General features: G+C 68.6%; 17 protein-coding genes. 10 read left to right on the forward strand and 7 right to left on the reverse strand.

Annotation, left to right across the window (positions count from 1 at the left end; genetic code table 11):
- Positions 1-54 precede the first annotated feature (54 nt).
- Both ACTJLD_RS12120 and ACTJLD_RS12125 read left to right on the forward strand, forming a co-directional pair.
- Entirely contained in the window at positions 55-936 is an 882-nt protein-coding gene (locus ACTJLD_RS12120) for a PilZ domain-containing protein (RefSeq protein WP_440658841.1), read from the forward strand.
- 223 nt (positions 937-1,159) lie between these two features.
- Entirely contained in the window at positions 1,160-1,486 is a 327-nt protein-coding gene (locus ACTJLD_RS12125; RefSeq protein WP_027791556.1) for a DUF4148 domain-containing protein, read from the forward strand.
- Between the two features lie 135 nt (positions 1,487-1,621).
- Here the strand turns inward: ACTJLD_RS12125 and ACTJLD_RS12130 are convergent, their stop codons facing one another.
- The 3 genes from ACTJLD_RS12130 to ACTJLD_RS12140 are packed head-to-tail and all read right to left on the reverse strand — an operon-like array spanning position 1,622 to position 3,937.
- Complete coding sequence (locus ACTJLD_RS12130) at positions 1,622-2,515, reverse strand: DMT family transporter (protein WP_440658843.1); 894 nt, start codon at positions 2,513-2,515, stop codon at positions 1,622-1,624.
- Positions 2,516-2,522: 7 nt separating this feature from the next.
- On the reverse strand, positions 2,523-3,311 hold the full coding sequence (locus ACTJLD_RS12135) for a DUF2182 domain-containing protein (RefSeq protein WP_027791558.1): 789 nt from the start codon (positions 3,309-3,311) through the stop codon (positions 2,523-2,525).
- 23 nt (positions 3,312-3,334) lie between these two features.
- Positions 3,335-3,937 carry a DUF1326 domain-containing protein gene (locus tag ACTJLD_RS12140; RefSeq protein ID WP_027791559.1) on the reverse strand — a complete coding sequence of 201 codons (603 nt, stop codon included), beginning with the start codon at positions 3,935-3,937 and terminating at the stop codon, positions 3,335-3,337.
- A gap of 349 nt (positions 3,938-4,286) precedes the next feature.
- On the opposite strand from ACTJLD_RS12140, the gene ACTJLD_RS12145 reads away from it, so the two are divergent.
- Positions 4,287-4,691, forward strand: coding sequence for a lysozyme inhibitor LprI family protein (locus ACTJLD_RS12145; RefSeq protein ID WP_440658844.1), 405 nt, complete (start codon positions 4,287-4,289; stop codon positions 4,689-4,691).
- Positions 4,692-4,745: 54 nt separating this feature from the next.
- Here ACTJLD_RS12145 and ACTJLD_RS12150 read toward each other — a convergent pair whose 3' ends face one another.
- Positions 4,746-5,393, reverse strand: a complete 648-nt coding sequence (locus ACTJLD_RS12150; protein ID WP_006483707.1) for a response regulator — start codon at positions 5,391-5,393, stop codon at positions 4,746-4,748.
- Positions 5,390-7,498: a PAS domain-containing sensor histidine kinase gene (locus tag ACTJLD_RS12155; protein WP_440658846.1), complete on the reverse strand. Its 2,109-nt coding sequence runs from the start codon at positions 7,496-7,498 to the stop codon at positions 5,390-5,392. Before ACTJLD_RS12155 ends, ACTJLD_RS12150 begins: the two co-directional genes overlap by 4 nt.
- Positions 7,499-7,820: 322 nt before the next feature.
- Here ACTJLD_RS12155 and ACTJLD_RS12160 point away from each other — a divergent pair, with 322 nt between their 5' ends.
- The 5 genes from ACTJLD_RS12160 (at position 7,821) to ACTJLD_RS12180 (ending at position 13,357) form a co-directional block, all read left to right on the forward strand.
- Positions 7,821-8,291 (forward strand): universal stress protein, encoded by a 471-nt coding sequence (locus ACTJLD_RS12160; protein WP_060085250.1) that lies wholly within the window; start codon positions 7,821-7,823, stop codon positions 8,289-8,291.
- Positions 8,292-8,668: 377 nt separating this feature from the next.
- Positions 8,669-9,175, forward strand: coding sequence for a cupin domain-containing protein (locus ACTJLD_RS12165; RefSeq protein ID WP_027791561.1), 507 nt, complete (start codon positions 8,669-8,671; stop codon positions 9,173-9,175).
- Positions 9,176-9,360: 185 nt separating this feature from the next.
- Positions 9,361-10,386, forward strand: coding sequence for a DedA family protein/thiosulfate sulfurtransferase GlpE (locus ACTJLD_RS12170; protein ID WP_021159151.1), 1,026 nt, complete (start codon positions 9,361-9,363; stop codon positions 10,384-10,386).
- A gap of 443 nt (positions 10,387-10,829) precedes the next feature.
- Positions 10,830-12,212, forward strand: coding sequence for an amino acid permease (locus ACTJLD_RS12175; protein ID WP_440658849.1), 1,383 nt, complete (start codon positions 10,830-10,832; stop codon positions 12,210-12,212).
- 209 nt (positions 12,213-12,421) lie between these two features.
- Positions 12,422-13,357, forward strand: a complete 936-nt coding sequence (locus ACTJLD_RS12180; RefSeq protein WP_091919663.1) for a universal stress protein — start codon at positions 12,422-12,424, stop codon at positions 13,355-13,357.
- Positions 13,358-13,905: 548 nt separating this feature from the next.
- Here ACTJLD_RS12180 and ACTJLD_RS12185 read toward each other — a convergent pair.
- Positions 13,906-14,340 carry a hypothetical protein gene (locus tag ACTJLD_RS12185; protein ID WP_060195822.1) on the reverse strand — a complete coding sequence of 145 codons (435 nt, stop codon included), beginning with the start codon at positions 14,338-14,340 and terminating at the stop codon, positions 13,906-13,908.
- Positions 14,341-14,894: 554 nt separating this feature from the next.
- On the opposite strand from ACTJLD_RS12185, the gene ACTJLD_RS12190 reads away from it, so the two are divergent.
- Together ACTJLD_RS12190 and ACTJLD_RS12195 are read left to right on the forward strand one after the other, a co-directional pair.
- Entirely contained in the window at positions 14,895-15,149 is a 255-nt protein-coding gene (locus tag ACTJLD_RS12190; protein ID WP_059694877.1) for a DUF3562 domain-containing protein, read from the forward strand.
- A gap of 355 nt (positions 15,150-15,504) precedes the next feature.
- Entirely contained in the window at positions 15,505-17,304 is a 1,800-nt protein-coding gene (locus ACTJLD_RS12195; RefSeq protein ID WP_440658851.1) for a methyl-accepting chemotaxis protein, read from the forward strand.
- A gap of 59 nt (positions 17,305-17,363) precedes the next feature.
- On the opposite strand, the gene ACTJLD_RS12200 is transcribed toward ACTJLD_RS12195, so the two are convergent.
- The gene (locus tag ACTJLD_RS12200) at positions 17,364-18,401 is read right to left on the reverse strand and encodes a sigma-54 interaction domain-containing protein (protein WP_440658853.1); all 1,038 of its coding nucleotides are present in this window, start codon (positions 18,399-18,401) and stop codon (positions 17,364-17,366) included.
- Positions 18,402-18,462 lie beyond the last annotated feature (61 nt).

The raw sequence follows: 18,462 nt of genomic DNA on the forward strand, positions 1-18,462 counted from the left end.
GCTGCCGTAATCATGGTGTCACGACAGCTCGCGCGGTCGCTCCGCGCCTCTCCGATGAGGCTATCTTCCGACTACGTCGCACTCGCGCGCGACGATCTCGCCGCCGGTGTCCCGTTCGCCTTCGATCTCTACGATGCCGACGGCGCCGCGCTGCTGCCGGCGGGCACGACGCTGCGCGATGCCGCGCAGCATGCATTCCTGTTCGACCATTTCCGGCCGGTACGCCGGCGCGACGACACCGAAGCCGTAGCCGAAACCGAAACCGCGCCGCGCGTGCCCGACGCGGTGCCGCATGCCGCGCGAATGGGGTTGTCGGCGGGCGCCGCGATCGGCTTCCGCCGCCGGGTCGGCACGACCCGCGGGCTGCAGCGCTACCGGCTGATCGGCATTGCCGCCTCGGGTGCGCTGTTCGTCGAGCCGCAGCCGGCGGCCGCGTTCGACTTCGCGAGCGGCGACGACATCGAGGCGGTGGCCATCGGCCGCGCCGCGGTGTCGCGTTTCGGTGCGACGGTGGAATCGGTGCACGAGGCAGGCGGCGCGCGGTTTCTGGTCCTGTCGCCGCCGGGTTTCGTCGACCGCCTGCGCACACGCGCGGAGCCGCGCGTGCCGGTGCGGATCGCCGCCTGCTGCGCAGGCGGAGCGGAGGGCGCGGAAGGCATCGGGATGGTGCACGACATCAGCGTGAGCGGGCTGTCGATTGCCGTCGACCGGCCGATTGCCGCCATCGGCGAGCCCTTGCGCGTGCTGCTGCCGTACGCGACGGGCGGCCGGGTCGAGCTGCTGGCGCTCGACGGCACGGTGCGGGCCGTCCATGCCGACCCGGCGGCGCCCGCGCTGACGCTGCATCATGCGGCGTTCGGCGAGACCGGCGCCGACGACCTGATTCGCCTCAAGGCGCTGCTGTTCGACCGACTGATGGCGTCGTCGGGACGCTGATGCCCGGCGGGGCACGCCGGGTACCGTATCGCGGCATTCGGTGCGCGAACGCCGATAATCGTCTGACGATTCAGTGAATTCCGCGACGATTGTATGTTTTCCGTCAACAGTGAATTCGTAATTTAAGTATTTACCCTGATAGGGCCGCCTCCTAGACTTCTACTCATGCGCAACGACCCCGAGTCCGAAGCGCCTGACAAAACAATCCTGGAGGTAACGCATCATGAAATCGCTGATCAAGGCAGTTGCACTGGCCGCCCTGGTGGCCGCACCGGTCGTTTCGTTCGCCCAGAGCCAGCAGCCGCTGACGCGCGCGCAAGTGCGCGCCGAGCTGGTCCAGCTCGAAAAGGCCGGTTACAACCCGAACGACTGGATCAATTACCCGGAAAACATCCAGGCCGCGCAGGCAAAGATCGCCGCCGCACAGAACACCGGCGCGCAAGCCGATGCAACGGGCTACGGCTCGAACCCTGTCGGGACGTCGCAGTCGGGTCAGCGCGTGCTCGTGCCGACCGCCGCCGACCGTTCGTCGGTGTACTTCGGCCACTAAGCCTGGCAGCGCCCGCAAGGGCGCCCGGCGCTTGCCGTCTCTTCCGAAACCCGCGCACGGTGTCCGTGTGCGGGTTTTGCATTTTGGCTGCCTGATTCGTCGGAGCGGGCGCGAGCGCGTTGCGCCCGATGCGCATCAGAGGCGGCTGCCCGCCTGGCGCGCCCGGGTCGCGAGCACGGTCGCGACACCGCCGAGGATCGCGGCCGATGCGAGTGCGAGCCGCCAGGTCGGCTGTTCCGACAGGAACAGCACGGCGCCGCATGCAGCGATGGGGGGAACGGAGAGCTGGACCGCCGCGGCGCGCATCGCCGTGAGGTGCCGCAGCGCGGCGTACCAGAGCACGTAGCCGAGGCCCGAGGTCAGCGCGCCGGAAAGCACGGCGAGTACGGCGCCGGCCGGCGTGACGTGAAAGCGGGCGGCGAGCGCGACGCTCAGCGCGAGCGCCAGCGGCGCGGCGCGCAGGAAATTGCCTGCGGTCGCCGCGACCGGATCGACGGGCCGACGGCCGCGTATCGAATAGATTCCCCACGCGATGCCCGCGGCCGTCATCAGCGCGGCGCCGCGCGGCGTGGGCGCGGCGAGCCCGGGCGACACGAGATACACCAGTCCGCCGAGCGCCGCGCCGAACCCGGCCCAGCCGGTCGCGGCAAACCGTTCGCCGGCGTGCCATCCCGCCGCAAACATCGTCAGTTGCACCGCGCCGAACAGGATCAGCGCGCCGGTGGCCGCGCTGACGGTCAGATACGCAAACGAGAAGCACGCGACGTACACGAACAGCATCGCCGCGGCGGGCCAGTCCGCAGGCGGGGCGGGCCGCCGCGCCCCCGCGCGCGCGACGATCGCGAGCATCAGCGCGCCGGATACGAGACGCAGGCTGCCGAAGCTGGCCGCGTCGATTCGTCCGGCCTGCAGCGCGAGCCGGCACAGCAGCGAATTCGACGCGAACGCGAGCATCGCGATCGACGTCAGCGCGGCGACGCGCATGCCCGGCCGGACATGCAGCGCGAACGTGGAGGCAAGCGGTCGCATCGCGGCCTCACGCGTGGCTGGCAACGATCAGCACGGCCGCACCGAACAACGCGGCGCCAAGCGGCGCGGTGAGCGCCTGGCCCCAGGCCGCATTCTTCTCGAGTGCCATCAACGCGGCGAGCGCCAGCATCCAGCCGAGGCTGCCGGCGCCGACGACGAACATCAGCAGCATCAGCGCCCAGCAGCAGCCGACGCAGAAGAGCCCGTGGCTGACGCCGAGCGCAAACGCGTGACGCATCGGCGTGCGGCCACGCCAGCGGCTGATCACGAAACTGAATGGCGTGCGGCAACGATCGAGACAGTGCGTCTTCAGTCCGCTGAACTGGAACGCGCCCGCGAGCGCGAAGACGGCCGCGCCGATCAGCCAGCCGCGCCACGCGAGCGCCGGCACGCGCGCGACACCTGCCAGCACCAGCCCGTGCAGGCCGTGCGCGACGAGGCCGAAACCGCTCCACGTGGCGACGTAGCCGATGCCGACGAGCGCGAGCAGGCGCGTCTGGTCGGGGCGGCTCGCGACGACGCGGGCGAACGCATCGAACAGCGACAACGTCGTCGGCAGCATCATCGCGAGGATCATCAGCGTCCAGCCGGCCGCGTCGAACGCGGCCGGCAACCACAGCGTGCCGCCCGGCAGCGCGCGGCAAAGCGCGCTGAACGGTGCGGACAATGCGCTGTCGCCGTGGTCGAGGTAGCGCCCGTACGGGCTGCGCGTCCATGCCCACAGCGTGAGCCACGCGAACGCGACGAGACTCGCGAGCACGAGCGGAAACAGGCGCCGATGCAGCGAAGCAGCCATGACCGTGGGCGTGCGATCGCGCTTCACGCGTCGAACAGGAACGTGCTCTGCAGCGCGTTGTGATTCTTCAGATCGACGTCGATGCCGATCGCCGCGTTTTTCGACCGGTAGACCGGCGCCTTACCGACGAACACCGGTGCGCCGGGTACCGTCGAGAATACGGTGTCGGTCAGCGTCGTCTGCGCGCCGCTCGGGCCGAGATACGGCTCGAGTTCCGCGTGGTAGTCGGTGCCGATCGACAGTGTGCCGCGTGCCCCTTCGACGTTGAAGGCGATGGGGGCGCGTTCGATCGACACGACCGTGCCGATCAGTTTCGCGAGTTCGGCGATCGGGCCGCCGGCCTGGCCGGTGTAGACCTTCAGCAGCGCCTGCTCCTGCACGTCGGATGCCGTGTCGCTGACGTAGATCGCGGCCGTCCAGTTGCCTTGCAGGATGTTGCCGGGCACGCGGCACACGGCGGCGATCGTGTTGCCGCTCACGTCGACGCCGTCGACGGTGCCCTTGTCGACATGCCATGCGACGATCGTGTCGCAGACGCCGAAATCCGGGTCCTCGCCGATCCAGCACGGGCAGAGTACGCGACAGTTGCAGACCTCGAGCAGACGGCCTTCCAGGTGATAGCTCATGATTCCCTCCAGGGAGCGACGGCGATAGCACGTTGGGCCGGGTGGAGGAACCTGACTGACGAGTCGTCACCCCGCTCGGCGATGCGAACGCGAAATGCGCTGAGGAATGCGCGGAAGCGGAGACGGGATGGATGCGATAGCGCGGGCCTGAAGCGGCGTATCGATTTTCCAGTGTAGGTGCGCGGGGCCGATATGCAAGCCGTCGCGGGCGCTGCGATGCCGGCTGACAAGCCGGCGCGCGTGCGCTAGCATCGCGATCGGTATCGCCGCCGCACGGCGGCGCGATGCGCGACAGCACGACAGGCCCGGCACCGGGTTCCACGACTTCAACGAACAACAAGGAGCATCCATGCGTGTCTTGACCGGTTTGCTGTGCGCACTGGCGCTGGCGGCGAACGTCGCCCATGCGCAGGCGAATTGTGCCGACGCGACGGACCAGGCGGCGATGACGGCGTGCGCCGATCGCGCGTACAGGAAATCCGACGGGGAACTGAACCGGATCTACCAGGCCGTCACCGCGCGCCTGCGCGATGCGCGGCCGCTCGCCGACAAGCTCGTGAACGCGCAGCGTGCGTGGATCGCGTATCGCGATGCCGAATGCAGCTTCTCCAGCGCGAACGCCGAGGGCGGCAACGCATATCCGATGGTCGTGTCGACCTGCCTCGACGATCTGACGAAAGCGCGCACCGAAACGCTGAAGGGCTATCTGTCGTGCGAGGAAGGCGATCTCGCGTGCCCGGTGCCCGCGAAGTAGGCGTGGTGAGCCGCCCGCGGCCGGGCGGCGCACGCCATCCGCTGCCAGACGTCGCTAGACGTCGTCCGTTTCGTCGAGCAGCTTGTGCCGCATCGCGTAGCGCACCAGCGCCGCTTCGTGCGGCATCTGCATCTTTTCCAGGATCCGTGTCTTGTACGTGCTGACCGTCTTCGCGCTCACGCACAGCGCGTTGGCGATCTCGGTCAGCGTCTGGCCCGCCGCGATCCGCCGGAACACGTCGAATTCGCGATCGGACAGCCGCTGGTGCGGCAACGTCTCGGCCGGCTCGTTCAGGCTCTGCGCGAACTGCTCGGCCATCGCGAGGCTCACGTAGACGCCGCCCGACGCCACCTTCGTGACCGCGCCGACCAGCTCGGCGCTCGCGCTTTCCTTCGTCAGATACCCCGACGCGCCGGCACGGAACGCGCGCACCGCGTACTGCTGCTCCGCGTGCATGGTCAGCACGAGCACGCGCAGCGCGGGCTTCTCGTCCTTGATCTGCTTGATCAGTTCGACGCCGTTGCGGCCCGGCATCGACAGGTCGAGCACGAGCACCTGGGCGGGCGTGGCGCGCACGAGCGCGATCGTCGACGGGCCGTCGCAGGCTTCGCCCGCCACTTCGAACCCGGTGGCGTTCTGGAGGATATGCCGCAGACCGTCGCGTACGAGCGTATGGTCGTCGGCGATGAGCACCTTGATCATGTGATGAGCGTTTCCTGTTGTACGGTGCTGAGCGGGAGTGCGACGGTGATCGAGAAACCGCGCGCGAGCGCGGTGTCGATCGTCACGGTGCCGCCCAGCATGTGGGCGCGTTCGCGAATGCCGATCAGGCCGAACGATTTGTCTTCGTGGGCCGGGCCGCCGGGTGCCGAGCCGCGGCCGTTGTCCGCGACGCGCAACACGCAGAAGCCTTCCTCCACGTCGAGCCGCAGCGCGACGCGCGTCGCATCCGCATGGCGCGCGACGTTCGTCAGCGCTTCCTGGACGATCCGGAACAACGTGGTCGCGCCCGCGCTGGTGAACGTGAGGCCGCCCGTTTCGATGTGCCGCTCGACGTCGATCCCGTAGCGGTTCGTGAAATCGTTCGCGAGCCATTCGATCGCCGGCACGAGGCCGAGATCGTCGAGCATCACGGGCCGCAGGTCGGCCGCGATGCGCCGCACCGATGCGACCGTCGCGTCGATCAGCCGCCGCATGCCCTGCAGGTGCGACAGCACGCCCGCGTCGGGCAGCGCGCGGCCGGGCATGCGCAGCTGCTGTTCGACCACCGACAGATCCATCTTCAGCGCGGTGAGCTGCTGGCCGAGGTCGTCATGCAGTTCGCGCGCGATGCGGGTCTTTTCCTCTTCGCGCACGTTCTGCAGGTTCGCCGAGAGTTCGCGCAATTCCTCGCGCGACAGCTTCAGCGCATTCTCCGCGCGCAGCCGCTCGGTGATGTCGCGCAGCATGACCGTGTAGAGCTTGCCCGACGCGTCGCGGATCTGCGAGATCGATGCCTCGATCGGGAACTCCTCGCCGTTGGCGCGCAGCCCGAACAGCACCCGCTGGCGGCCCATCTGACGTTCGGACACGCCCGTCACGCCGAACTGGTCGACGTGCTTCGCGTGCGCGGCGCGGAACCGTTCGGGGATGAAGCGCGACAGCGGCGCGCCGATCGCTTCCATCGCGGACACGCCGAACACCTGCTCGGCCATCGGATTGAAGATCACGACCGTCTGCTTCTCGTCGATCGTGATGATCGCTTCCATCGACGAACGGATGATGCCCATCATCCGCGCCTCGTTGAGGATGCCGCGGCTGCTCGCACCGGAATCGGCGGCACCGGTGCGGCGCAGCAGTGCGTGGACGAGCATCGCGAACGCGATCGACGCGATCAGCCCGGCGGCGAGCACGGTGCCGGCCGCGCGTTGCGCGCCGGTTGCGCTCGGGCGGCCGTCCGCGGAATAGGCGAGCGCCAGCACGGTGCCGCCGAAGTTCAGCTCGTCGGTGCGCCGCATCAGGTCGGGCGATGCCGACGCCTCGTCGGTCGTCGTTTCGACGCTGACGATCGCACGCCGGTCGCCGCCGGCGGTCATCGACACGTCGATTCCGCGTTCCGCGTCGAGTGCGCGCTCGATCAGGCGACGCGGGCTCAACGCCGCGAACAGCACCCCGTCGGCGGCGGCTTCGCGCGTACCGGACGGCGGGGCGGCCGCATGCGGCGACGCGGCGACCGGCACGAACAGCGTGAAGGTGCGGGCGTCGCGGGATGTGTCGTCGTCGGCCGGGTGGACGCCGAGCGCGATGTCGCCGGTCTGCAGCGCGCGCGCGAGCGGCGCAGCGTCGGAGGCGCCGAAGCGCACGACGGGCGAATTCGACGCCGGCGCGCTGAGCACCGCGGTCGCGAGCGTGCCGGCCGGCATCGGGTTCGTGCCGGCGAGCGCGGTGCGGGTCGCGGGCGGCAGCGGCGCATAGCCGATCTGGCGAACCGGCGAGCGGCCACTGTCGAGGTCGAGCGTGTCCACGTACCGGCGCCACTGCTCGGGCGCCATGTCCGGGACGAGGCTGAACGCGCCGCGCGCGCCTGCGAGCACGGCAACGCCGGACTGCAGCTCGTGGCGGAGCATGGCCGTCACGTGCGACGTGCGGCGTTCGAAACGCGTATGGACGGCGCCTTGCCACTGCTCGCGCACGAGCAGCGCGACGCCGAGCGACAGCGCCGCGCCGGCGCACAGCGCAACGACGCCGGCCGCGAGCGGCTGGCGTAACATGATCTGGAGGCGCGTGGGCCCTCGGGCGTCACGCGTCGGGGTTCCACTGGCGGTCATTCGATGGCCATTCTGTTGTCGGGGGCCGCCCCGTGGCACGGGGGCAGCGCAGCAAAACCGGGCAAAACTCGCACCGGCTGCACGCAACGTCTAATTTCAAGATGAAATTGTGCGCGATTTACACGTTTTTTGTAATGGGGTCACTAGAAATTGCGGCAACCGGCGTGAAGCAGCGGGCGCGCCGGCCGCACTTGACGCGCATCAACGGGCGCGTCGGCACGTGGGGCAGACTGTTCGGCAGGCCAGCCGGCACCGGGCCGGGTGGCGATAACGGGCCGCCGTCGCGCGACGCGCGAGGCGTGCCCGGTCGGAGGGACGGACCATGTACAAGCGGATTTTCGTCGGGCTCGACGGCAGCCCGAGCGCGCGTCTCGCGCTGAACGAGGCGATCCGGATCGCGGCGGCGTCAGGCGGTGAAGTCACCTGCGCGTATGTCGTCGAGCACCGGCCGCAGCTCGTCGACGTCGATGCGGGTTTCGCGGCCGAGCGCGATGGCGATGCGGCCGCGACCGATGCCGCGACGCCGGTGCTCGACGCTGCGAAAGCGGTGCTCGCCCAGGAGCACGTGCCGGGCACCGTGCGCGCGCTCGACGCCTACGGCGAGGATGTCGCCACCGTGCTGATGCGCACGGCGGCCGAAACCGATGCCGACCTGATCGTGATGGGCACGAGCGGGCGGCACGGCCTGCGCAGGCTGCTGCTCGGCAGCGTCGCCGAATCGCTGCTGCGCGCGGCCGACCGGCCCGTGCTGCTGGTGCGGCACAGCGAGCCGGTCGCGCCGTCGGCTGCGTGACGTACGCGGGCGCGGCGCCGACGCATGGGCGGCCGCGGGCGGCGGCTGTCGCGTGGATCCGCCGGATGACGGCCTGACGAAACGGAAACGCGCGACGCGCCGGCCGACGCTCGGCGTGTGAACGCGACGGCCGTTTCCGTCGCACCGGCCGGGCGAGGGCGGTACACCCGATTGCGCCCCATGGGCGCAATCGCATGCCCATGGTTGCGTCCCGATACGCAGTTCTGGCAGCATCGGCCGGTGTCCGCTTGTTCGCCGCGCGCATGGCCGCGGCGTTCGACCCAGCGGCATCCGGCGGCATGCGGTCGCGTTCGCGACGGGCGAAGCGATCCGGTGCGCCGGGTGTCCGGTTCCTTACCTTACCGACGTCATCCGCCATGCCGATTTCCGCTACCGACCTGATTCGCCAGTTCGACCTGCAGCCGCACCCCGAGGGCGGCTATTTCCGCGAAACCTACCGTGCGACCGATTCGGTCGTGCGTCCCGCCGACGGCGCGCCGCGCGCCGCGTCGACGGCGATCTATTACCTGTTGTGCGATGGCGCTTACTCGTCGTGGCATCGAATCCGTTCCGACGAAGTCTGGCATTTCTATGCGGGCGATCCGATCGAGGTATGGGTGCTCGACGAGCGCGACGGGTTGACGATCCACCGGCTGGGCAACCCGCTCACGCATCCGGGCACCGTGTTCCAGGCGGTCGTGCGGGCCGGGAGCTGGTTCGGCGCGCGCTGCGCGGCGCCGGAGCACGTCGCGCTCGTCGGCTGCACGGTGGCGCCGGGTTTCGAGTTCGCGGAATTCGAACTGGCCGACGCAGCCGCGCTGGCCGCCGCGTTTCCCGACTACGCGGAACACGTCGCGCGGCTTGCGCAGCGCCCGGACGCATGAGCACTACAGCGGTGCCGGCAGCCTCCTGAAGCCCGCGCCGAAGGCGCGGGTTCCGCGCGATCGCGGCCAAACCCGTTTAGAATGCCCGTCATGCACTGGTTGGCTGCGGACGTGCCGCGGCGGCCGCTGCCCAGCCGGTCCGACGGCCCTCGTCGCGCGGCCGCATGTCTTCCAGGAGCGCCGCCGTGTGGCACTTTCCCATCGCTATTCCATCGTCGCTCGGCCCGTGGGCCGTGTTCGCGAGCGTGTTGATCACGCAGCTCGGCGTGCCGGTGCCGGCCGTGCCGATGCTGATTCTCGGCGGCACGATGGCGGCAATGGGGCAGGCATCCTGGGTCAGCATGTTCGCGGCGGCGATCGGCGCGACGATGCTGGCCGATTCGCTGTGGTTCTTCATGGGCCGCACGCGCGGCCGGCGCCTGCTGAACGGCCTCGTGCGCTTCTCGCTGTCGCTCGACACCACGCTGCGTTTCGCGCGTAACGTATTCGAAAGGTACGGCGCACCGCTGCTCGTGCTGTCCAAGTTCCTGCCGGGCCTCGGGCTCGTGTCGGCGCCGCTGCTCGGCACGACCGCGATCGGTGTCGGCGTGTTCCTGTTCTGGGATCTGGCCGGCGCGTCGCTGTGGGCCGCGTTCTGGCTGGTCGGCGGTGCGGCCATTCACGACCAGATCGTCCAGTTCGTGCTGTGGGTGCGCGCGAGCGGCGGCACGATCCTCGACGCGTTCCTCGCGATCTTCATCACGTTCCTGCTGTACCGCTGGGTGCGTCGCGTGCAGTTCCGCCGTTATCTCGCGCAGGTGCGCATTTCGCCACCGCAGCTCGTCGAGATGATGACGTCGGACGAACCGCCGCTGATTTTCGACGCGCGGCCGAAGGCGATTCGCGAGCGCGAACCGTACCGGATCGCCGGCGCAGTGCCGGTCGATCTCGATTCGCCGGACCTGCTCGACCCCGAACTGCTGAAACGGCCGATCGTCGTCTATTGCGTGTGTCCGAACGAGGCCACCGCGAAGCGCCTGATCGCGAAGATGCAGCGCAAGAAGATGATCCACAACATCCGCGCGCTGAAGGGCGGCCTCGATGCGTGGGAAAAGCACGGCTACCCGGTCGAGCCGATGCCGGCCGATCTCGACGCGTCGCGTTATTTCGTGCGGCCGGAACACGGGGCGCTCGAAGGCGAATATACGGTGCGCGCGACGCTGTCCAAATAAATCCATGCGCGAGATACGCGCGTATTCGAATTCCGCTGCCGATTTCACCCGCCACGATTTCCACGAAAATCGGCTGGCGCGAAACCGCTGATCCTCCATATAATCCCGTCTGCATATTGCGTGCGCATGATCGCGCACATTCGACGCGTATTCGTTCGCGCCGAAAGCGATTGATCCCGGTGCCGTCCGTTACGCGCTCAGCCGCGTCACACGGGCCGCACGGGCGTATTCCGTGAAAGGCCCGATCCGTTTTCCGGATTGTTCCGGAAGATACGGATAATCCGCGGCGATTCCCATCGGATTGACGCAGTATCCGTGTCGTTTCTTATTCGGAAAATGACGGCGGAGATTATTTCGTTTTCGGCATGCCGGGCTCGGCATGAACGGTCGCGCATTGACATTGACAATGACGGCGGCCCGTTCACGGCTGCCAGGAGACGGACTTGAAACAACCAGAAGACCAGTTGCACCGTGGGCTGGAAGAGCGGCACATCAACCTGATGGCGCTCGGCGCGACGATCGGCGTCGGCCTGTTCCTCGGCTCGGCCAGCGCGATCCGCGTCGCCGGCCCGGCCATCCTGCTGACCTACCTGCTGGGCGGCATCGCGATTTTCCTGATCATGCGCGCACTCGGCGAGATGGCGATCGCCAATCCCGTCGCCGGAGCATTCAGCCGCTACGCGCGCGACTACCTCGGGCCGCTGGCCGGCTACCTGACCGGCTGGACCTACTGGTTCGTGTGGATCGTCACCTGCATGGCGGAAATCACCGCGGTCGGCGTCTACATGCACATGTGGTTCCCCTCCGTACCGAACTGGATCTGGGCGCTCGCGGCGCTCATGGCGATGGGCTCGGTGAACTTCATCGCGGTCAAGCTGTACGGTGAATTCGAGTTCTGGTTCGCGCTGATCAAGATCGTCACGATCGTGCTGATGATCATCGGCGGCGGGTTGATGATCGCGTTCGGCATCGGCAACGGCGGTGTCGCGATCGGCCTGTCGAACCTGTGGGCGCACGGCGGTTTCATGCCGAACGGCATCAACGGCGTGATCGCCGCGCTGCCGATCGTGATGTTCGCGTATCTCGGCGTCGAGATGCTCGGTCTCACGGCAGGCGAGGCGCGCAACCCGGAGAAGTCGCTGACGAAGGCCGTGAATTCGGTGTTCTGGCGCGTGCTGATTTTCTACATCGGCGCGCTGTTCGTGATCATGTCGCTCTATCCGTGGGATCAGATCGGCACGCAGGGCAGCCCGTTCGTGATGACGTTCTCGCGGCTCGGCATCCCGGCTGCCGCCGGCATCATCAACTTCGTCGTGCTGACCGCGGCGCTGTCGTCGTGCAACAGCGGCCTGTTCAGCACCGCGCGGATGCTCTACAACCTCGCGCAGCAGGGCCAGGCGCCGAGCAAGCTCGGCAAGGTCAACCGCAACGGCGTGCCGGTGTACGGCGTGATCGTCTCGGTCGCGCTGCTGCTGATCGGCGTGCTGCTCAACTATCTCGCGCCGCAGCACGTGTTCACGTGGCTCACGTCGGTGTCGACGTTCGGCGCGATCTGGACGTGGTGCGTGATCCTGATCGCGCAGATGCGCTTTCGCCGCACGCTGTCGGCCGACAAGATCGCGCGCCTGCCGATCCGCGTGCCGTTCTATCCGCTCGGTTCGTTCGTCGCCCTCGGTTTTCTCGTGCTGGTCGTCGTGCTGATGGCGTTCACGCCCGACACGCGCGTCGCGCTCGTGATCGGGCCGGTGTGGATCGTGCTGCTCGGCATCGCGTATGCACTGTTCTACGCGAACCGTCCGACGGCATCGGTGCCGACGAAGTCGTAAGCGGCGCGGGCAGGGGCCCGCGCGACCCTTGATCGCGATCATGCACGCGCGGGCCGGACGTCCTATGCTGAACGCATCGATTGTCCGCGCTTCGCGTGACACCCCGCCGATCCCCGCGACCGCGGCGGCCGTCCGGCCGCCGCGCGCCGCTTCCGCGCGAAGCTCCCGTCGTCGTTCCACGACGACGCGCACGCACGGAGGCCTTCGCCATGCAGCCTGCCCAGTCCATCCCGACGCTTGCGCGGATCGCGCTGGCCGTCGATCCGACGCCCGAATCGCTGTCCGCCGCACGCTACGCGCGCACGCTGCTGCGTCCCGGCATGCGATTGCGCATCGTCTGCGCAATCGACAACCCCCGCCTCGTATTGCCCGACATCCCGCGCATCGACGCGCTGCTGACGTCCGCGCGCGAGGACATGATGCGCGAAGCGCAAGCCACCAACGAGCGGATCGCCGCGCTGTTCGCCGATAGCGGGATCGAGGTCGAGCAGGCCATCGTCGATACGTCGGTGACGGGCGGCTCGGTGGCCGATGCACTGGTGAACGATACGTCGGAATGGCGCGCGGACGTGCTGATAGTCGGCGCGAATCCGCATCACGGGCTGCTGCGGCTCGTCGAAGGCGCGATGTCGGACACGCTGACGACACGCGCGCGCTGCGCGCTGCTGATCGTGCCGGCCGCCTATGCGTTGCCGTCGAATGGCGGCCTGCAGCGGCTGATGTTCGCGGTCGACGGCAGCGAGCCGTCGCTGCACGCGGTGCGCGTCGGGCTCGGCTTCGCGACGCCGACAACGTTGCTGTACGCGGCATACGTGATCGATCGCGCGGTTCGTCTGACGGATATCGTGCCGGTGCGCGCGCTCGAGGATGCCTATCGCGCGGAGGGCGAGGATGCACTCGCGAAGATCGGCCCACTGTTCCATGCGACCGGGAACCCGACCAAGCGCGGTATCGTCGAAACCCGCCCGACCAGCGACGACGTCGCCCATGCACTGATGCGCGACGCCGTGCACTGGCGTGCCGAACTGCTGGTGGTCGGCACGCACGGCCGGCGCGGCATCGCCGCCTGGCTGATCGGCAGCGTCGCGCGTCGCGTGGCGCATCTCGCCCAGGTGCCCGTGCTGCTCGTGCGCGGTACCGAGTAAATCGCGCGGTGTCGAGATCGAAACCGGCCTGGTTTGATCTGCATCAGAAATGGCGCAAGTATCGCGTGAGACATTGACGGAACAACCGGCCGCGCGGCCGGTCTGTCGTGCATGCACCGCGCAGCCGCGCGAGCGTCGAAGGCCGTGATCGACGGTGCATTCACCGGCATCACATCATTTTCCGGAGCCGCGACGTGCGATGCACGGCGCGTCATCCGGCCGAGAACTCTCTGGCACGAGGGTAGGCAGCCGTCGGCTGCCTTGGAGGACGGGCGGGGTGCAAGTCACCCCGTCCGCTTTCCGCATGGGTGTTGTCGTTGGCCCCGTCTGAAGTGCATTCCCCGCAGGAATCGTTGTCGTTGCGACCGTGTGGAACGGCGCGTGGTGATGCGTGATGGCGCGCGGTTGCGCCGATGCGGCGCGGTGAGGGTCGCGGCGGGCTCACCGTTGCCGCGCCGTCGTACAGGCTCGGCGTGCGGCAGGCGCTGCCGACGTTGCGCGGTGAGCAGCCATTGCACGGCCCCGTGCCGTGCCGGCCGCTTGCCCGCTCAGCCGGTGCGAAGCATCGACCGCAAGTCGTGTCGCCGGCCAGCGCCGCGGCGTACCCGCGGGTGCTGGCGCGCGACGTGCAGCGGCGCGCATAGGCCGCATGTACGGTTGCGCAGGCGGTTTGCATGCGGCCAGCCGGGGCGCGCCTTGCGGCGTGCCTCGACCGCGGCCGGCGCGTCGGGTGCGGCCCGTGCGCACAGTGCCGCGGCGAACCGTTGCAACGCGAGAACCGAGCCCGCGACGCTCTGGTACTTCTCGCGGCCGATCTGCCCGTCGAGCGTGACGAGCAACCCGGCTTCGCGAGCAAGTGCAAGCAAGGTGTCGATATCGTCCGACGGACGGTTGCCGGCCGGCACGGCCTGGGCGGGCAGGGCGCGTGCGTTGCCCGACGCGCGCCGTTGGCCGTCCCGGCCCGGTAAGTTGCGATGTGCCATGGTTGGTCTCCTGCGCCAGGCCCCGCATGCCGGCTCGACGGCCGGCTGAGCGATGACCTGTATGAACGTTTCGTCCATGTCACCAGTATCGTGGGGCGCCAGTACGCTGCCAAGCAGCGTGCGCTGAACTCGCTGTCAGGGATTGCGCGGTGCGTATCGGAATCCGCTGACACGCAGGGCGCCCGATCGGCCGTCCGGGCGACGATCCGGCCCGTTCGTTCCGACGAATGGCCGGCGCGTGGCGCAGCGCGCTTGACGCATGATTTCGGCCGGTCTAAGTTCGCGGATGCATCGGCGTCGAGCAGCGTCCCATCGTTCGCCCGCCAGCCGGTGCCGCGCCCCGGGGTGGCGTGGCAGGTTTCCAGTCTCGTTCGCGGGCCGTTTGCGCCGCGAATCTTGCGCGGCCGGTTCGGGGACGGATCGGCACGACGGCACGCAACGTGCCGTTGATCGCGCGCAAACACGCGCCGGCGCATCGCACGCCGCGCGGCCGTTCAGTCTTTAAGCTTCCAGTACCGTCTTCTTTTCGTTCCTCGACCGTCAGGAGTCTGTCGATGTCCAAGGACAGTTTGCTCGATTCACTCAAGGAAGCCGCCAGGCAGCGCGCGATCGGCGCGGATCAGTTGCGTGCGATGCTCGACGACGAAGTGCGCGTATTGTCGTCCGACGCGCGGGTGCACGATTACATCCACGTGTTCGCGATCCGGCACCTGCGCGAACGGATGCGCCGGCAGGACGAGCTCGACAACGACACGCGGGCCGAGGGGCCGCCCGCGGAAGCCGATCCGCGTCCGGGCCATCGCCTTTGACGGGCGCGCGCCGCAACTGATGACGCGGGCGCGGCGCGATCCGTCGCCGCGCCACGGCCGGGTTCCAATCGACACGCATGCATCCGTCGACCGGGAACCGGCCTGTCTCGACCTCCTTTTCGACTCATCCTGCCCAAGCGCGCAGGTACCGTCGTCGCGTCCCGGCGGCGTGCGCGCGCGTCGCAGGACCGCGCAGTCATCCTGACGATTCGCCGACGATCCGCTGACGATCGGCATTGCGTTTTGTCAGACGTTTCACTGAATTGTCACAGTGGCCTCAAGTAAGCGGCGCGATTGCCGTTTACCCGGTGAATTCGTCCACCGGGCGTTCGCGCTCCCTTACCGAGTCGTTGCCATGTTCTCGTCCATCCGCGCCCGCATTCTCGCCGCGTGCGTCGCCATCGTCGTATTCGCGCTCGTCGCCACCACGCTCATCAACTACTTCATCGCGCGCTCGTACAACGACGACGCGATCGACCGCAACCTGACCTCCGTCGCAAGCGGACACGTGGTCGGGATCGCCGACTGGGTCGCCACCCGGAGCCGGATGATCGCGTCGCTGCAGGATGCCGCGCTGACGCCCGATCCGCTGCCGGTGTTCAAGCAGATGGCCACGGCCGGCGGCTTCACGAACGTGTACGCGGGCTACGCCGACAAGGCGTTCCACTTCTCCGACCCGACCGGCATCCCGCCCGACTACGATCCGACCGGCCGCCCGTGGTACAAGCAGGCCGCGCAGGCCGGCAAGCCGGTCGTCACGCCGCCTTACGTCGATGCCGGCACGGGCAACCTCGTCGTCACGTTCGCGGTGCCGATCCTGCGCGACGGTACGCTGAAGGGCGTCGTCGCCGCCGACGTCGCAATGGACACCGTGATCGCGAACGTGAAGTCGATCCACCCGACGCCCGCAAGCTTCGGGATGTTGATCGACAGCAGCGGCCATGTGGTCGCGCACCCGGACCCGAAGCTCACGCTGAAGCCGGTCGCCGACGTGTCGCCCGAACTCGGCGCGACGAACGGCGCGACGATCGCGGCCGCGACCGCGCCGGTCGAGGTGAGCGTCGGCGGCGACGCGAAGCTGGTGCGCGCGCGCCCCGTGCCGGGCACCGACTGGTACGCGCTGGTGCTGCTCGACAAGTACGAGGCGACGGCCGGGATGCGCTCGCTGCTGACCGCTTCGCTGATCACGCTGCTCGTGATCGTCGGCGTCGCGTCGCTGATCATCGGCGCGATCACCGCGACCGCGTTCCGCCGCCTGTCGCAAGTGCGCCAGGCCATGGCCGCGATCGGCTCGGGTGCCGGCGACCTGACGCAGCGCCTGCCGGCCGACGGCCGTGACGAAGTGGCCGACATCGCACGCTCGTTCAACAGCTTCGTCGACAAGCTGAACGACGTGATGCGCGAGATCCGCGATGCGAGCGAATCGGTGCGCACGGCCGCGAACGAGATCGCGGCGGGTAACCAGGACCTGTCGTCGCGCACGGAATCGGCGGCGGCGAGCCTCGAGGAAACGGCCGCATCGATGGAAGAGATCACCGCGACCGTCGGCCAGTCGGCGGCGGCCGCCGGCCAGGCCGACGAACGCGCGGCAGCCGCGTCGCGGATCGCGTCGCACGGCGGTGTGGTCGTGTCGGACGTCGTCGCGACGATGGAGAAGATCGAGGAAGCGTCGGGCCGGATCGGCGACATCATCGGCGTGATCGACGGGATCGCGTTCCAGACCAACATCCTCGCGCTGAACGCGGCCGTCGAAGCGGCGCGCGCGGGCGAGCAGGGCCGCGGCTTCGCGGTGGTCGCCCAGGAAGTGCGCAGCCTCGCGCAGCGCAGCGCGCAGGCCGCGCGCGAAGTGAAGGTACTGGTCGAATCGACGGTCGCGAGCGTGTCGGCCGGGTCCGGGCAGGTGCGTCAGGCCGGCGATACGATGCGCGAGATCGTCTCCAACGTATCGAACGTGACGACGATCATCTCCGAGATCACGCACGCGGCGAACGAGCAGACGCGCGGCATCGAGGAAGTGAATCGCGCCGTGACGCAGCTCGACGAAATGGTGCAGCAGAACGCGGCGCTCGTCGAACAGTCGACCGCCGCCGCGACCGCACTGCAGTCGCAGGCGAACGCGCTCGCGACCACGGTCGGGCGGTTCAAGGTCGCGTAATTCATGTTGCGCACCGCGCAACCGCGGCATGCGGTGCGCGGGCGATACGGCCGCGCCGCTCAGGAGCGGCCGTTGTCGCGCATCAGCGCGAGCCGGTTGTAGAGCGTTTTCAGGCTGATGCCGAGTGCTTTCGCGGCGCGCGGCTTGTTGCCGTCGAAGTGGCGCAGCGTCGCCGCGATGAAGCGCTGCTGCGCATGGTGCAACGTCGCGCCGAGCGGCAGCGCCATCGTGTCCTCCGACAGACGCTCGGGCGGCACCGCGGGCTTCGGCAGCGTGACGTCGATGCCTTCGTCCGACAGGATGTACGCGCGCTCGATCGTGTTGTGCAGCTCGCGGACGTTGCCGGGCCACGAATACGCGCGCAGTGCCGCGATCGCCGCGTCGGTCAGCCGCTTGTGCGCGCGGTGCCGCGCGTTGAGCGCGTCGACGAACTCCAGCGCGATCGTCTCGATGTCGCTGTCGCGCTGGCGCAGCGGCGGCACGTACAGCGCGAACGCGGCGAGGCGATAGAACAGGTCCTCGCGCAGCCGGCCGTCGCGCACGGCTTCGGCCGGGTTGTGGCGCGTGGCCGACACGATGCGCACGTCGAGCGGAATCGGCTCGGTGCCGCCCACCCGGACGATCGCATTCGATTCGAGCGCCCGCAGCAGCTTCACCTGCAGCGACGCGGGCATTTCCGCGATCTCGTCGAGCAGCAGCGTGCCGCCGCGCGCGGCTTCGAAGAAACCTTCCCGCTGCGCGATCGCGCCGGTAAAGCTGCCCTTCTCGTGCCCGAACAATTGCGATTCCGCGATATCGGACGGAATCGCGCCGCAGTTCACGGGCACGAACGGGCCGTCCCGCCGGGTACTGAGATCGTGCAGCCGGCGCGCGACGATATCCTTGCCGACCCCGCTTTCGCCGGCAATCATCACGCTGGCGCGGGTCGGCGCAATTTTTTCGATGCGGCCGAGCAGCGCGCGCATCGCGGACGAGCGGCCCGACAAACGGCGGCCGTCTGCACGCTGCTTCGAACGGTTTGCGGTATCTCCCATCGGCATTAGCGGGTCGTTTTGAAAATCGGCATCACCCGTTCCGTTGATTGCAATATTTATCATCGACAGCGAAACGACCACGAAGGTGCCGCGGAATAGAAATTTCCAATGTGCGTGGCGGGGG

Source organism: Burkholderia sp. 22088 (assembly GCF_052045915.1).
Classification (GTDB): domain Bacteria; phylum Pseudomonadota; class Gammaproteobacteria; order Burkholderiales; family Burkholderiaceae; genus Burkholderia; species Burkholderia cepacia.